The organism is Streptomyces sp. NPDC001700, from assembly GCF_053596435.1.
On record NZ_JBSFGE010000025.1, the window covers coordinates 38,485 to 52,524 of the forward strand.

A 14,040-nucleotide genomic window follows, 5' to 3' on the forward strand; every position below is an offset into this window, starting at 1 on the left:
TGAACGCGACCCCTTCTAGAGCTTCATCAGGCTGGCGTCGTCGACCGAGGCCGAATGGCGGGAGCGGAAGACGGTCACGATGATCGCGAGGCCGACCACGACCTCCGCCGCCGCGACGACCATCGTGAAGAACGCGATGATCTGGCCGTCGAGGTTGCCGTGCAGCCGGGAGAAGGTGACGAACGCGAGGTTGCACGCGTTCAGCATCAGCTCGACGCACATGAAGAGGACGATCGCGTTCCGCCGGATCACGACCCCGGCCGCACCGATGGTGAACAACAGGGCGGCCAGGTAGAGGTAGTTGACCGGATTCACTTGGCGGCTCCCTTGTGGTGCTCGGCGTCCTCAGAGGCGCTGTCGTCGCCCTTGGAGCCCTTGGGGTTCCGCCCGAGCCAGCGCTCCGAGCGCCGCTCCAGCGCCGCCAGCTCCGCCAGCGCCTCACCGGAGACGTCCCGGACCTGGCCGCGGCCGCGCAGCGTCGCGTTGACGGTCAGCTCGGACGTCGTGCCGTCGGGCAGCAGACCGGGGATGTCCACCGCGTTGTGCCGGGCGTAGACACCGGGGGCGGGCAGCGGCGGGACGTGCTTGCCGGTGCGCACCCGCGCCTCGGACTGCTCGCGCTGGCTGCGCGCGCGCTCGATGCGCTCGCGGTGGGTCAGCACCATCGCGCCGACCGCCGCGGTGATCAGCAGCGCGCCGGTGATCTCGAAGGCGAAGACGTACTTGGTGAAGACCAGGGCCGCCAAGCCCTCCACATTGCCGCCGGAGTTGGCCCGCGCGAGCCCGTCGAACGTCGTCAGCGAGGCGTTCCCGATTCCGGCGCACAGCAGGATGCCGAAGCCGAGCCCGCACAGGGCGGCGAGCCAGCGCTGCCCCTTCAGGGTCTCCTTCAGCGAATCGGCGGCGGTGACACCGACCAGCATCACGACGAAGAGGAAGAGCATCATGACCGCGCCCGTATAGACGACGATCTGGACGACGCCCAGGAAGTACGCCCCGTTGGCGAGGTAGAAGACCGCCAGGACGATCATGGTCCCGGCCAGGCTCAGGGCGCTGTGCACGGCCTTGCGCATCAGGATCGTGCACAGCGCGCCGATCACGGCGACCGTGCCGAGCACCCAGAACTGGACGGCCTCACCGGTGGAGGTGGTGGAGGCCGCGGCGGCCAGTGCGCCGCTCATGCCTGCACCCCCTCTTCGGCCTGCTCACCGTCGGTCTCGGAGGTCTCGGAGGTCTCGGAGGTCTCGGGCGTCTCGCCCTTGCTGACCGCGACCTGCCGGGTGGTCCCGGGCGCGGCCTCGGTCACCAGCCCCCGGTAGTAGTCCTGCTCGTCCGTGCCCGGGTAGATGGCGTGCGGGCTGTCGACCATGCCGTCCTGCAGCCCCGCGAGCAGCTCCTCCTTGGTGTAGATGAGCGATTCGCGGGTGCGGTCGGCCAGTTCGTACTCATTGGTCATGGTCAGCGCCCGGGTGGGGCACGCCTCGACGCACAGACCGCACAGGATGCAGCGCAGATAGTTGATCTGGTAGACGCGGCCGTAGCGCTCACCCGGCGAGTAGCGCTCCTCGTCCGTGTTGTCCGCGCCCTCCACGTAGATCGCGTCCGCCGGGCAGGCCCAGGCGCACAGCTCGCATCCGATGCACTTCTCCAGCCCGTCCGGATGCCGGTTGAGCTGGTGACGTCCGTGGAAGCGGGGCGCGGTGGGCTTCTTCTCCTCGGGGTACTGCTCGGTCAGCCGCTTCTTGAACATGGCCTTGAAGGTCACGCCGAAGCCGGCCACCGGGTTCTGGAAGTCAGACACCATCGGCCTCCTTTCCGTCACTTACAGTGTCGGGGCCACCACTGACAATCAGCTCCCGGTCCTGTCGGGAGCGCCGTCGCGGTACGGGCGGCAGGGACTGGCCGGGCAGCGGCGGCACCGGGAATCCGCCCGCCATCGGGTCGAAGGCGGGCTCGGGACCCTCCTCCACCACCGGTCCGGCCTCGCCCTTCGCTGCCGCCGCCCCGCGGTCGCGGAAGATGTCGACGACGAAGGACAGCAGCAGCAGCGCGATCACCGCGCCGCCGACGTACAGCACGATCGACTGGTTGTCGTAGTTCTCGTTGCGCAGCGCCCGCACGGTGGCGACCAGCATCAGCCAGACCATCGAGATCGGGATGAGGACCTTCCAGCCCAGCTTCATGAACTGGTCGTAGCGCACCCGGGGCAGCGAGGCGCGGATCCAGATGAAGACGAACAGCGACGCGACGACCTTGCCGAGGAACCACAGCAGCGGCCACCAGCCGTGGTTGGCGCCTTCCCAGAAGGTGCTGATCGGCCAGGGCGCCCGCCAGCCGCCCAGGAAGAGCGTGACGGCGACCATCGAGACGGTGACCATGTTGACGTACTCGGCGAGCATGAACAGCGCGAACTTGATCGACGAGTACTCGGTGTTGAAGCCGCCCACCAGGTCGCCCTCGGACTCCGGCATGTCGAACGGCGCCCGGTTGGTCTCCCCGACCATCGCCACGATGTAGATGAGGAACGAGACCGGGAGCAGCACCACGTACCAGCGGTCCTCCTGGGAGGCGACGATCTGCGAGGTCGACATCGACCCGGAGTAGAGGAACACCGCCGCGAAGGACAGGCCCATCGCGATCTCGTAGCTGATCATCTGGGCGCAGGAGCGCAGGCCGCCGAGGAGCGGATACGTCGACCCGGACGACCAGCCCGCCAGCACGATGCCGTAGATGCCGACCGAGGCGGTGGCGAGGATATAGAGGACGGCGATCGGCAGATCGGTCAGCTGCATCGCGGTGCGGTGCCCGAAGACCGACACCTCGCCGCCGGACGGGCCGAACGGGATCACCGCGACCGCCATGAAGGCCGGGATGGCCGCGACGATCGGCGCCAGGACGTAGACCACCTTGTCGGCGCCCTTGACGACCACGTCCTCCTTGAGCATCAGCTTCACGCCGTCCGCGAGGGACTGCAGCATGCCCCAGGGGCCGTGCCGGTTGGGCCCGATGCGCAGCTGCATCCAGCCCATCACCTTGCGCTCCATGACGATGGAGATCAGCACCGTCAGCATCAGGAACGCGAAGCAGAACACGGCCTTGATCAGGATCAGCCACCATGGGTCGCTGCCGAACATCGACAGGTCCTCTGCGGCGAGGTACTTCATGCGGTCACCTCCGGCTCGGTCGCGGGAGCGGTGATCGTGACGACGTCACCGGGGGACGCCCCCAGATCGCGCCGCACACCGCCGCCCGTGGAGGCCAGCGGCAGCCAGACGACCCGGTCGGGCATCGGCGTCACACACAGGGGCAGCTGGACGGAACCGTCCGGGCCGGTGACGCGCAGCGGCTGGCCGTCGCGCACCCCCGCCTCCTCGGCGGTCGCCGCCGAGAGCCGGGCCACCGCGGCGTGCCGGGTCGCCGCCAGCGCCTTGTCACCCTCCTGGAGCCGTCCCTGGTCGAGCAGCAGCCGGTGACCGGCGAGCACCGCCTCGCCCTCGGTGGGCCGGGGCAGCGGGCCCCCGGTCTCCAGCGGGGCGGTGGCGCGCAGCCCCTGCCAGGTGGAGAGCCGGGTCAGCTCGGCGCGGGCGGCCGCCACGTCCGGCAGGCCCAGGTCCGTATCGAGGGCGTCGGCCAGCATGTGCAGCACCCGGCCGTCCGGGAGGGTGTGACGGCGGGTCATCTGGTCCGGTTTGAGCGCGGCCTCGAACGGCCGGGCCCGGCCCTCCCAGTTGAGGAACGTGCCGGACTTCTCGACGACCGCCGCGACCGGAAGCACCACGTCCGCCCGCTCGGTGACCTCCGAGGGCCGCTGCTCCAGGCTGACCACGAACTCCGCCGCGTCCAGGGCCGCCAGGGCCCGCGCCGGATCGGGCAGATCCGCCACCTCGACCCCGCCGACCAGCAGCGCACCGAGCCCGCCGGTCGCCGCGGCCTCCACGATCTGGCCGGTGTCGCGGCCCACCTGGTGCGGCAGATCGGCGCTCCCCCACACCTCGGCGGTCTCCTCGCGGGCCCGCGGATCGTGCGCCGGGCGGCCGCCGGGCAGCAGCCCGGGCAGGGCGCCCGCCTCGATCGCGCCCCGCTCGCCCGCGCGGCGCGGGATCCACGCGAGCGTGGCCCCGGTGGCGGCGGCGGCCCGTACGGCGGCGGTGAGTCCGCCCGCCACCGACCCCAGCCGCTCGCCGACGACGATGACCGCGCCCTCCTGGCGCAGCGCCTCGGCGGCGGACTCGCCGTCCTCGTCCAGACCCGTGCGTCCCGCGATCGCGTCCAGCCACTCGGTCTCGGTGCCGGGCGCGGCGGGCAGCAGGGTGCCGCCCGCCTTCGTCAGACCCCGGGTGGCGTGGGTGGCGAGCGAGAAGGTGCGCTGGCCGTGCTTGCGGTAGGCCTTGCGCAGCCGCAGGAAGACGCCGGGCGCCTCCTCCTCGGCCTCGAACCCGGCCAGCAGCACCGCCGGTGCCTTCTCCAGCGCGGTGTACGTCAGCCCGCTGCCGTCCAGGTCACGGCCTCGGCCCGCGATGTGGGCGGCCAGGAAGTCGGCCTCCTCGTCGCTGTGCGCACGGGCCCGGAAGTCGATGTCGTTGGTCTCCAGGACGGTCCGCGCGAACTTGGCGTACGCGTACGCGTCCTCGACGGTCAGCCGCCCGCCGGTCAGCACTCCGGTGCGGCCGCGCGCCGCGGCCAGCCCCTCGGCCGCCGCCGCCAGGGCCTCGGGCCAGCCGGCCGGTTCCAGCTTCCCCGACTCGCGGTCGCGCACCAGCGGAGTGGAGAGCCGGTCCGGGAGCTGCGCGTAGCGGAACCCGAAGCGGCCCTTGTCGCAGATCCACTCCTCGTTGACCTCGGGGTCGTCCGCCGCGAGCCGCCGCATCACCTTGCCGCGCCGGTGGTCGGTGCGGGTCGCGCAGCCGCTGGAGCAGTGCTCGCACACGCTCGGCGAGGAGACCAGGTCGAAGGGGCGGGAGCGGAAGCGGTACGCGGCCGAGGTGAGCGCGCCCACCGGGCAGATCTGGATGGTGTTGCCGGAGAAGTACGACTCGAACGGATCGCCCTCCCCCGTGCCGACCTGCTGCAGCGCGCCGCGCTCCAGCAGCTCGATCATCGGGTCGCCCGCGACCTGGTTGGAGAAGCGGGTGCAGCGCGCGCACAGCACACAGCGCTCGCGGTCCAGCAGCACCTGGGCCGAGATGGGGACCGGCTTGGCGAACGTGCGCTTCTGGCCCTCGAAGCGGCTGTCGGCCTGCCCGGCGCTCATCGCCTGGTTCTGCAGCGGGCATTCACCGCCCTTGTCGCAGACCGGGCAGTCCAGCGGATGGTTGATCAGCAGCAGCTCCATCACGCCGCGCTGCGCCTTCTCGGCGACCGGCGAGGTGAGCTGCGTCTTCACGACCATGCCGTCGGTGCAGGTGATGGTGCAGGAGGCCATCGGCTTGCGCTGGCCCTCCACCTCGACGATGCACTGGCGGCAGGCGCCAGCGGGGTCGAGCAGCGGGTGGTCGCAGAAGCGCGGGATCTCGATCCCGAGGAGTTCGGCGGCGCGGATGACCAGCGTCCCCTTGGGGACGGAGATCTCGATCCCGTCGATGGTGACGGAGACCAGGTCCTCTCGCGGCACCGCCGCCTCCCCGCCTCCCGAGGGCGCGTTGGTGGTCACGGTCATGCGGTCACCCCCAAGGTGGTGCGCGGCTCGTCGGCCCAGACGGTGGACTTGGCCGGGTCGAAGGGACAGCCCCCGCCGGTGATGTGCTGCTCGTACTCCTCCCGGAAGTACTTCAGCGAGGAGAAGATGGGGCTGGCCGCGCCGTCGCCCAGCGCGCAGAACGACTTGCCGTTGATGTTGTCGGCGATGTCGGCCAGCTTGTCGAGGTCGGCCATCCGCCCCTTGCCCGCCTCCACGTCGCGCAGCAGCTGCACCAGCCAGTACGTGCCCTCGCGGCAGGGTGTGCACTTGCCGCACGATTCATGCGCGTAGAACTCGGTCCAGCGGGTCACCGCCCGCACCACGCAGGTGGTCTCGTCGAAGCACTGGAGTGCCTTGGTGCCCAGCATCGACCCGGCCGCGCCCACACCCTCGTAGTCCAGCGGGACATCGAGGTGCTCCTCGGTGAGCAGCGGGGTGGACGAGCCGCCGGGCGTCCAGAACTTCAGCCGGTGGCCGGTCCGCATGCCGCCGCTCATGTCGAGCAGCTGGCGCAGGGTGATGCCGAGCGGGCCCTCGAACTGGCCGGGGTTGGCCACGTGCCCGGACAGCGAGTAGAGCGTGAAGCCCGGGGACTTCTCGCTGCCCATCGAACGGAACCATTCCTTGCCCTTGTTCAGGATGGCGGGAACCGAGGCGATGGATTCGACGTTGTTCACCACAGTGGGGCACGCGTACAGACCGGCGACCGCGGGGAAGGGCGGCCGCAGCCGGGGCTGGCCTCGGCGGCCCTCCAACGAGTCCAGCAGCGCGGTCTCCTCACCGCAGATGTACGCGCCCGCGCCCGCGTGCACCGTGATGTCGAGGCCGGGAAGCCCGTCCACCCCGAACTTCCGCCCGCGCCGCTCCGCCGTGCCCAGGTAGCCCGCCTCGTACGCCTCGCGGACGGCCTCGTGCAGCCGCCGCAGCACCGGCACGGTCTCACCGCGCAGGTAGATAAAGGCGTGTTCGGAGCGGATGGCGTGGCAGGCGATGATCATGCCCTCGATGAGGGCGTGCGGATTGGCGTAGAGAAGGGGGATGTCTTTGCAGGTGCCGGGTTCCGACTCATCCGCGTTGACGACGAGATAGTGCGGCTTGCCGTCGCCCTGCGGGATGAACTGCCACTTCATTCCGGTGGGGAAGCCCGCGCCGCCACGGCCGCGCAGTCCCGCGTCCTTCACCAGCGCGATCACCGCGTCGGGGTCCATGGCCAGCGCCTTGTCGCTGCCCTGGTAGCCCTCGTGCCGCAGATAGGCGCGCAGCGACCAGGAGTTGGCCTCGTCCCAGTGCGCGGAGAGCACGGGTGCCAGCAGCTTCTCGGGGCTGTGCTCGGATCGCTCGGTCGTCACGGTCATCACTCCCCCTCCTCGGCGACCGGACCTGCCGGGTGGTGCGGATCGGAGGCCGAGGTCCGCTGCGGCGCGTCGTGCGAACTGGGGTGCGCCGGCGGCGTCTCGTCCTGCGGGGCGCCTCCGTACCTCGGCGAGACGACCCGGCCGGGCGTGCCCTCGCCCTTGGCCAGCCGCAGCCCGACGAGTGAGGCGTGCCCCGCGGAGCCACCGGCCTCGACGGCTCCGGGGCGCGGGTCGGGGAAACCGGCGAGGATGCGCGCGGTCTCCTTGAACGTGCACAGCGGCGCGCCCCGGGTCGGGGTGACGGTGCGGCCCGCGCGGAGGTCGTCGACCAGCTGCTTGGCGGAGCCGACGGTCTGGTTGTCGAAGAACTCCCAGTTGACCATCACCACGGGCGCGAAGTCGCAGGCCGCGTTGCACTCGATGTGCTCCAGGGTGACCTTGCCGTCCTCGGTGGTCTCCCCGTTGCCCAGCTCCAGATGGTGCTGCAGCTCCTCGAAGATCGCGTCCCCGCCCATCACCGCGCACAGGGTGTTCGTGCACACCCCGACCTGGTAGTCGCCCGAGGCCTTGCGCCGGTACATGGTGTAGAAGGTCGCGACCGCGGTCACCTCGGCGGTGGTCAGGTCCAGCACCTCGGCGCAGAACCGGATGCCGGTGCGGGTGACATGGCCCTCCTCGGACTGCACCAGGTGCAGCAGCGGCAGCAGGGCGCTGCGGCTGTCCGGGTAGCGGGCGATCACCTCCGCGGCGTCCGCCTCCAGCCGGGAGCGCACCTCGGCCGGGTAGTCGGGGGCCGGTAGCTGCGGCATGCCCAGGGTCACGTCGGTCACGGTGCCTCACTGTTCCCTTCTCCGCCCACGCGGCGCAGCGGTGCGGCCATCGTCGTCGTCTGCGGCCGAGCGGCCGCGTGTGCGTCGGTCACCTATCGACGCCTCCCATCACGGGGTCGATGGACGCGACGGCGACGATGACGTCGGCGACCTGGCCGCCCTCGCACATGGCCGCCACGGCCTGCAGATTGGTGAACGACGGATCGCGGAAGTGGACGCGGTACGGGCGGGTGCCGCCGTCGCTGGCCATGTGCACGCCCAGTTCGCCCTTGGGCGACTCGACGGCCACGTACGTCTGTCCGGGCGGGACCCGGAATCCCTCGGTCACCAGCTTGAAGTGGTGGATCAGGGCCTCCATGGAGGTGCCCATGATGTTCTTGATGTGGTCGAGGGAGTTGCCGAGCCCGTCGGCGCCGAGCGCGAGCTGCGCGGGCCAGGCGATCTTCTTGTCCGCGACCATCACCGGTCCGGGCTCCAGCCGGTCCAGGCACTGTTCGACGATGCGCAGCGACTGGCGCATCTCCTCCAGCCGGACCAGGAAGCGGCCGTACGCGTCGCAGGTGTCGGCGGTCGGCACCTCGAAGTCGTACGTCTCGTAGCCGCAGTACGGCTGGGCCTTGCGCAGGTCGTGCGGCAGCCCGGCGGAGCGCAGTATCGGGCCGGTCACGCCGAGCGCCATGCAGCCCGCGAGGTCGAGGTAGCCGACGTCCTGGAGGCGGGCCTTGAAGATCGGGTTCCCGGTCGCGAGCTTGTCGTACTCGACCAGGTTCTTGCGCATCGTCTTCAGGAACGCGCGGATCTGGTCGACCGCACCGGGCGGAAAGTCCTGGGCGAGGCCGCCGGGCCGGATGTACGCGTGGTTCATCCGCAGGCCGGTGATCAGCTCGTAGAGGTCCAGGATCAGTTCGCGGTCGCGGAAGCCGTAGATCATGACGGTGGTCGCGCCCAGCTCCATGCCGCCGGTGGCGATGCACACCAGGTGGGAGGAGAGCCGGTTCAGTTCCATCATCAGCACCCGGATGATGGTGGCGCGGTCCGGGATCTGGTCCTCGATGCCGAGGAGCTTCTCGACGCCCAGGCAGTACGCCGCCTCGTTGGAGAAGGGCGTCAGGTAGTCCATGCGCGTCACGAACGTGGTGCCCTGCGTCCAGTTCCGGAATTCGAGGTTCTTCTCGATGCCGGTGTGCAGGTAGCCGATTCCGCAGCGGGCCTCGGTGACCGTCTCGCCGTCGATCTCCAGGATCAGCCGCAGCACCCCGTGGGTGGAGGGGTGCTGCGGACCCATGTTGACGATGATCCGCTCGTCGTCGGCCTTCGCCGTGGCGGCCACGACCTCGTCCCAGTCGCCGCCGGTGACGGTGTAGACGGTGCCCTCGGTGGTCTCGCGCGCGGAGGCGGAGGGCGTTGCGTGAGTGGCAGACATCAGCTGTACGACCTCCGCTGGTCCGGAGCCGGGATCTGGGCGCCCTTGTACTCGACGGGGATGCCGCCGAGGGGGTAGTCCTTGCGCTGCGGGAAGCCCTGCCAGTCGTCGGGCATCATGATCCGCGTCAGCGCGGGGTGACCGTCGAAGACGATGCCGAAGAAGTCGTAGGTCTCCCGCTCGTGCCAGTCGTTCGTCGGGTAGACGTCGACGATCGACGGGATGTGCGGATCGCCGTCCGGGGCGGTCACCTCCAGCCGGAGCACCCGGTTATGGGTGATCGACCGCAGGTGGTAGACGGCGTGCAGCTCACGGCCCTTGTCGCCGGGGAAGTGCACGCCGCTGACGCCGGTGCACAGCTCGAAGCGGAGCGCCGGGTCGTCGCGCAGGGTCCGGGCGACGCGCGGCAGATGTTCGCGGGCGATGTGGAAGGTCAGCTCGTCGCGGTCCACGACGGTCTTCTCGATCGCGCTCGAAGGGAGCAGCGACTGCTCCTCCAGCGCGCCCTCCAGCTCGTCGGCGACCTCGTCGAACCAGCCCCCGTACGGGCGGCTGGCCTGCCCTGGCAGCCGTACGGGGCGCACCAGCCCGCCGTAGCCGGTGGTGTCGCCGCCGTTGTTGGCGCCGAACATGCCGTGCTGGACGCGGATGGCCTCGCCCTGGTCACCTCGGCGGCCGGGGAGGTTCTCGGCGTTGAGGTCCTTGTCGGGATTGACCCCGTTCCCGTTCGCTGTCACCTCAGCAGCCCCTTCATCTCGATCGTCGGGAGCGCCTTCATCGCCGCTTCCTCCGCCTCACGGGCCGCACGCTCGCGGTTCACGCCGAGCTTCTCCTCGCGGATCTTCTGGTGCAGTTTGAGGATCGCGTCCATGAGCATCTCGGGCCTCGGCGGGCAGCCGGGCAGATAGATGTCGACGGGGACGATGTGGTCGACGCCCTGCACGATCGCGTAGTTGTTGAACATGCCGCCGGTGGAGGCGCACACGCCCATCGAGATGACCCACTTCGGGTTCGGCATCTGGTCGTAGACCTGGCGCAGCACCGGGGCCATCTTCTGGCTGACCCGCCCGGCGACGATCATCAGATCGGCCTGCCGGGGCGAGCCCCGGAAGACTTCCATGCCGAAGCGGGCGAGGTCGTAGCGCCCGGCACCCGTCGTCATCATCTCGATGGCGCAGCAGGCCAGGCCGAAGGTGGCCGGGAAGACGGAGGACTTACGGGCCAGCCCGGCGGCCTGTTCGACCGTGGTGAGCATGAAGCCGCTCGGCAGTTTCTCTTCGATACCCATGCGCTGTTTCCCCTATCTCCTCTTGAGCCCCTTTAGTCCCACTCCAGGCCGCCGCGCCGCCAGACGTACGCGTAGGCGACGAAGACGGTGAGCACGAAGAGGAGCATCTCCACGAGCCCGAACAACCCGAGGGCGTCGAAGGTGACGGCCCAGGGGTAGAGGAAGACGATCTCGATGTCGAAGACGATGAAGAGCATCGCCGTCAGGTAGTACTTGATGGGGAAGCGCCCACCGCCGGCCGGATGCGGAGTCGGCTCGACGCCGCACTCATAGGCCTCGAGCTTGGCCCGGTTGTAGCGCTTGGGGCCGATGATCGCGGCCATGACCACCGAGAAGATCGCAAAACCTGCCCCGAGTGCTCCCAGTACGAGGATGGGCGCGTATGCGTTCACCGTCCTCGCTCCCTTCAGTCGACGATGACTGGCTGGCGGACCGTACGGACATGCCCCCGCCCCACGAAGATCGCGCTCATGTGAGGCAGTTCACAAGCCCGTTTCGCCTGCATCTTATGCCCGTCGTCCTGTGATCTGCGACACGGGGTACAGCAACGTCTTTGTGATCTCCACCACCTGACGAAGGATCATGAAGTCGGATGAGCGGTGATCTTGTACGTGAAGCATCCATTCAGTCACGAGCCGTGACAATCGAGGACGTCATCACAGGTGAGCGCAGTGCGCCCCTACCAAGACATGGTACATACATGCAAATTTGAGCCGGACATCGTCAGCTGATATTGGCCCTCCATCCTCATGAGTGACCCCGCTCGACCGAGGCTCGGATCGGGGTCGAGTGACCCCCCTTGATCGCCGGTTCGCGCTTCCGTTCACGAGCGTCACAAATGGGACACGGGGCAGTGAGGTATCCCACCCCGGAAAGAGTTGTGGATCTCGATTTGACGGGAACCATTGGTATGCGGGCCGTATCGGTGATAGGCCGCCCGCCGCTACCGCGTGACGCCAAATGCCATGCGTACGCACATGATCGAGGAATTCGGACATGGCCCCGGCGCCCGCGATGAAGATCATTTAGCCCGGATTTTGGGCGTGCACACGCCAAATGTGGTGCAGACCACTTTTGTTGATCCGGGCCTTTGGGCCCTGGTACCCAGTGACCTATGTCCCCGATCGCACACATACCCAGCCACCGGAAGCCCCGCCGCGCCGCCGCTTCCACGCGTGCACTCCGCGCAGGGGTGACCGGTGGCTTCCTCACCCTCGCGGTGGCCGGCGCTGCCATGCCCGCCTCCGCCGCCGAGCCGGCCGCCCCCGAGGCGACGCTCGAAATGCCGACCGTCAGCGACACGCTGGCGAGCACGGCCGCCCAGACTGCTGCCGCCACCCAGCAGGCGGCCTCCGGCTATGAGCTGCAGGCCCAGCAGGACCAGGCAGCCGCCCAGGCGAAGACCGCCGCCAAGAAGGCCAAGGCCGAGGCCGACAAGAAGGAGCGCGAGGCCGAGGCGCGCCGCGCCGCCGCCAAGAAGGCCGCCGAGGCCCGGGCCGAGAAGGCGTCCCGCTCCGCCGAGCGCGCCACCCTCTCCACCGCCGCCTCCACGCCTTCGGTGTCCAACGCCACCGGCAACGCCGCCGCGGTGATCAGCTTCCTCAAGGCACAGCTCGGCAAGGCGTATGTGCTCGGGTCCAGCGGCCCGTCCTCGTACGACTGCTCCAGCCTGACCCAGGCCGCGTTCAAGCAGGTCGGCATCGACCTGCCGCGGGTCTCCCAGGACCAGTCCGCCACCGGCACCCAGGTGTCCCTGGACAACCTGCAGCCGGGCGACCTGCTCTACTGGGGCAGCTCCGGCAGCGCGTACCACGTCGGCGTCTACATCGGCGACGGCAAGTTCATCGGCGCCCAGAACCCGAGCACGGGCATCGTGGAGCGTCCGCTGGACTACGACCAGCCGACCGGGGCCGTGCGCGTCCTCTGACAGGCTGACGTCAGCTGATTTCGGCCATTGATTTCGGCCATGGGGCCGCCGTTCCTCGCCGCTCGAAGCGGAACGGCGGCCTCACGCCTGTCTACGTGGCGTAGACCTTCTCCACGAACTCGCCGATCTGCTGCTCGGAGACATGCCGGGCCAGATCCGCCTCGCTGATCATGCCGACCAGCCGCTTGTTCTTGTCGATCACCGGCAGCCTGCGGATCCGGTGCTCCTCCATCTCGTGCAGCACCTCGGAGACGTCGGCGTCCGAGCTGATCCAGCGCGGGGTGCCCTTGGCGAGGTCCCCCGCCGTCATCCGGGAAGGATCGCGGCCCTGGGCCACACAGCCGACGACGAGGTCGCGGTCGGTGAGGATCCCGCACAGCCGCTCCTGGCTGTCGCTGATGGGCAGGGCGCCCACGTCCAGGTCGCGCATCAACTGCGCGGCGCGTTCCAGGTTCTCCGTCGCCGGAATCCATTGCGCGCCCGGGTGCATGATGTCTGCGGCCTTCGTCATGGTGTACCTCCTGAAGGCCCACCGGCGGAGAACCGGCCCGTGGGCCCGATCGATCCGGCGTCGCCGCGGCGGACGCGCACGGCGCCCCCTCCTTCCATGTCACCACCGCCGGCGGGCCCGCGCGACCGCCCGGTGCCAGACTGAGAACTGTCGCCAGAGCACCACAGCGGGCGCACCCCATAAGCCCCATAAGCTCACATAAGCCCTTTGCGCACGATCGTTGAAGGAGCAGCCATGCTCACCACCGATTTCGTCCCCGGCGCACCCAACTGGCTGGATCTCGGCGCCCCCGACACCGAGGCGGCCCGGGCCTTCTACGGCGGGCTGCTGGGCTGGGCCTTCGAATCGGCCGGTCCCGAAGCGGGCGGATACGGCTTCTTCACCCATGGCCGCAGAACCGTCGCCGCCCTCGGCCCGCTCACCGACGCCGGGTCCCGGGCCGCCTGGACCCCGTACTTCCAGACCCCCGACGCCGACGCCACCGCGCTCTCCGTCGTGCAGGCGGGCGGCCAGGTGCGCGCCGCGCCGTTCGACGTCTTCGACGAGGGGCGGATGGGGCAGTTCACCGACCCCGGCGGCGCCCGGTTCGCGGTCTGGCAGCCCGGCAAGACGGCCGGTCTGGAGGCGGTCACCGAGCCGGGCTCGCTGTGCTGGACCGAGCTGCACTCCCCCGACCCCGCCGAGGCCCGCGCGTTCTACCGCACCGTGTTCGGCTGGGACGCCGAGGAGATGTCGTTCCCCGGGGGCTCGTACACCGTCCTGTCGACGGCGGGCGGCGGCAAGGACGGCACCTTCGGCGGCGTCGCACAGCTCCAGGAGGGGCATTCGACGCCGCCGCAGTGGCTGCCGTACTTCGAGGTCGCGGACTGCGACCGGGTGGTCGCGAAGGGTCAGGAGCTGGGTGGCTCCGTACTGATGCCCGCCATGACGGCGGAGGACATCGGCCGGATGGCATGGCTGACGGACGTGGCGGGCGCCCCGTTCGGCGTGATCACCAGCGAGAGCCCGGACGCCACGTGAAAACGCGCC

The 14,040-nt window shown here is 69.8% G+C and carries 14 protein-coding genes; 2 read left to right on the forward strand and 12 right to left on the reverse strand.

All coding sequences use genetic code 11. The features are described 5' to 3' along the window. Window positions 1-15 precede the first annotated feature (15 nt). The 11 genes from nuoK to ACWC5C_RS33655 form a co-directional block, all read right to left on the reverse strand. Window positions 16-315 (reverse strand): NADH-quinone oxidoreductase subunit NuoK, encoded by a 300-nt coding sequence (gene nuoK, locus ACWC5C_RS33605; protein ID WP_009715954.1) that lies wholly within the window; start codon window positions 313-315, stop codon window positions 16-18. Continuing rightward, entirely contained in the window at window positions 312-1,181 is an 870-nt protein-coding gene (locus ACWC5C_RS33610) for an NADH-quinone oxidoreductase subunit J (RefSeq protein WP_450881690.1), read from the reverse strand. The genes nuoK and ACWC5C_RS33610 overlap by 4 nt, the downstream gene beginning before the upstream one ends. Then, a complete protein-coding gene (gene nuoI, locus ACWC5C_RS33615) occupies window positions 1,178-1,804 on the reverse strand; it encodes an NADH-quinone oxidoreductase subunit NuoI (RefSeq protein ID WP_450881692.1) in 627 nt (208 codons plus the stop codon). Before nuoI ends, ACWC5C_RS33610 begins: the two co-directional genes overlap by 4 nt. Further along, on the reverse strand, window positions 1,794-3,164 hold the full coding sequence (gene nuoH / locus ACWC5C_RS33620) for an NADH-quinone oxidoreductase subunit NuoH (protein WP_385440702.1): 1,371 nt from the start codon (window positions 3,162-3,164) through the stop codon (window positions 1,794-1,796). Before nuoH ends, nuoI begins: the two co-directional genes overlap by 11 nt. Beyond that, window positions 3,161-5,656 (reverse strand): NADH-quinone oxidoreductase subunit G, encoded by a 2,496-nt coding sequence (locus ACWC5C_RS33625; protein WP_450881694.1) that lies wholly within the window; start codon window positions 5,654-5,656, stop codon window positions 3,161-3,163. Before ACWC5C_RS33625 ends, nuoH begins: the two co-directional genes overlap by 4 nt. Continuing rightward, complete coding sequence (nuoF, locus tag ACWC5C_RS33630) at window positions 5,653-7,032, reverse strand: NADH-quinone oxidoreductase subunit NuoF (protein ID WP_450881696.1); 1,380 nt, start codon at window positions 7,030-7,032, stop codon at window positions 5,653-5,655. Before nuoF ends, ACWC5C_RS33625 begins: the two co-directional genes overlap by 4 nt. After that, window positions 7,032-7,841, reverse strand: a complete 810-nt coding sequence (gene nuoE, locus ACWC5C_RS33635) for an NADH-quinone oxidoreductase subunit NuoE (protein ID WP_385440879.1) — start codon at window positions 7,839-7,841, stop codon at window positions 7,032-7,034. Before nuoE ends, nuoF begins: the two co-directional genes overlap by 1 nt. Window positions 7,842-7,950: 109 nt before the next feature. Next, window positions 7,951-9,285, reverse strand: coding sequence for an NADH-quinone oxidoreductase subunit D (locus tag ACWC5C_RS33640; protein WP_450881698.1), 1,335 nt, complete (start codon window positions 9,283-9,285; stop codon window positions 7,951-7,953). Then, a complete protein-coding gene (locus ACWC5C_RS33645; RefSeq protein ID WP_385440711.1) occupies window positions 9,285-10,022 on the reverse strand; it encodes an NADH-quinone oxidoreductase subunit C in 738 nt (245 codons plus the stop codon). Before ACWC5C_RS33645 ends, ACWC5C_RS33640 begins: the two co-directional genes overlap by 1 nt. Next, entirely contained in the window at window positions 10,019-10,573 is a 555-nt protein-coding gene (locus tag ACWC5C_RS33650) for a NuoB/complex I 20 kDa subunit family protein (RefSeq protein ID WP_385440712.1), read from the reverse strand. Before ACWC5C_RS33650 ends, ACWC5C_RS33645 begins: the two co-directional genes overlap by 4 nt. A 32-nt stretch (window positions 10,574-10,605) precedes the next feature. Further along, a complete protein-coding gene (locus ACWC5C_RS33655; RefSeq protein WP_385440714.1) occupies window positions 10,606-10,965 on the reverse strand; it encodes an NADH-quinone oxidoreductase subunit A in 360 nt (119 codons plus the stop codon). A 722-nt stretch (window positions 10,966-11,687) separates the two neighbouring features. Between ACWC5C_RS33655 and ACWC5C_RS33660 the strand changes: the two genes are divergently transcribed. Continuing rightward, on the forward strand, window positions 11,688-12,500 hold the full coding sequence (locus tag ACWC5C_RS33660) for a C40 family peptidase (protein ID WP_450881701.1): 813 nt from the start codon (window positions 11,688-11,690) through the stop codon (window positions 12,498-12,500). Window positions 12,501-12,591: 91 nt separating this feature from the next. On the opposite strand, the gene ACWC5C_RS33665 is transcribed toward ACWC5C_RS33660, so the two are convergent. Beyond that, complete coding sequence (locus ACWC5C_RS33665; RefSeq protein WP_385440719.1) at window positions 12,592-13,011, reverse strand: CBS domain-containing protein; 420 nt, start codon at window positions 13,009-13,011, stop codon at window positions 12,592-12,594. Between the two features lie 234 nt (window positions 13,012-13,245). On the opposite strand from ACWC5C_RS33665, the gene ACWC5C_RS33670 reads away from it, so the two are divergent. Continuing rightward, window positions 13,246-14,031, forward strand: a complete 786-nt coding sequence (locus ACWC5C_RS33670) for a VOC family protein (protein WP_450881703.1) — start codon at window positions 13,246-13,248, stop codon at window positions 14,029-14,031. Window positions 14,032-14,040 lie beyond the last annotated feature (9 nt).

Excerpts from the sequence above, each read along its gene's own strand:
- ACWC5C_RS33610 (WP_450881690.1), bottom strand. The coding sequence starts at position 1,181 with ATGAGCGGCGCACTGGCCGCCGCGGCCTCCACCACCTCCACCGGTGAG.
- nuoI (WP_450881692.1), bottom strand. The coding sequence starts at position 1,804 with ATGGTGTCTGACTTCCAGAACCCGGTGGCCGGCTTCGGCGTGACCTTC.
- nuoH (WP_385440702.1), bottom strand. The coding sequence starts at position 3,164 with ATGAAGTACCTCGCCGCAGAGGACCTGTCGATGTTCGGCAGCGACCCA.
- ACWC5C_RS33625 (WP_450881694.1), bottom strand. The coding sequence starts at position 5,656 with ATGACCGTGACCACCAACGCGCCCTCGGGAGGCGGGGAGGCGGCGGTG.
- nuoF (WP_450881696.1), bottom strand. The coding sequence starts at position 7,032 with ATGACCGTGACGACCGAGCGATCCGAGCACAGCCCCGAGAAGCTGCTG.
- nuoE (WP_385440879.1), bottom strand. The coding sequence starts at position 7,841 with ATGCCGCAGCTACCGGCCCCCGACTACCCGGCCGAGGTGCGCTCCCGG.
- ACWC5C_RS33640 (WP_450881698.1), bottom strand. The coding sequence starts at position 9,285 with ATGTCTGCCACTCACGCAACGCCCTCCGCCTCCGCGCGCGAGACCACC.
- ACWC5C_RS33650 (WP_385440712.1), bottom strand. The coding sequence starts at position 10,573 with ATGGGTATCGAAGAGAAACTGCCGAGCGGCTTCATGCTCACCACGGTC.
- ACWC5C_RS33660 (WP_450881701.1), top strand. The coding sequence starts at position 11,688 with ATGTCCCCGATCGCACACATACCCAGCCACCGGAAGCCCCGCCGCGCC.
- ACWC5C_RS33665 (WP_385440719.1), bottom strand. The coding sequence starts at position 13,011 with ATGACGAAGGCCGCAGACATCATGCACCCGGGCGCGCAATGGATTCCG.
- ACWC5C_RS33670 (WP_450881703.1), top strand. The coding sequence starts at position 13,246 with ATGCTCACCACCGATTTCGTCCCCGGCGCACCCAACTGGCTGGATCTC.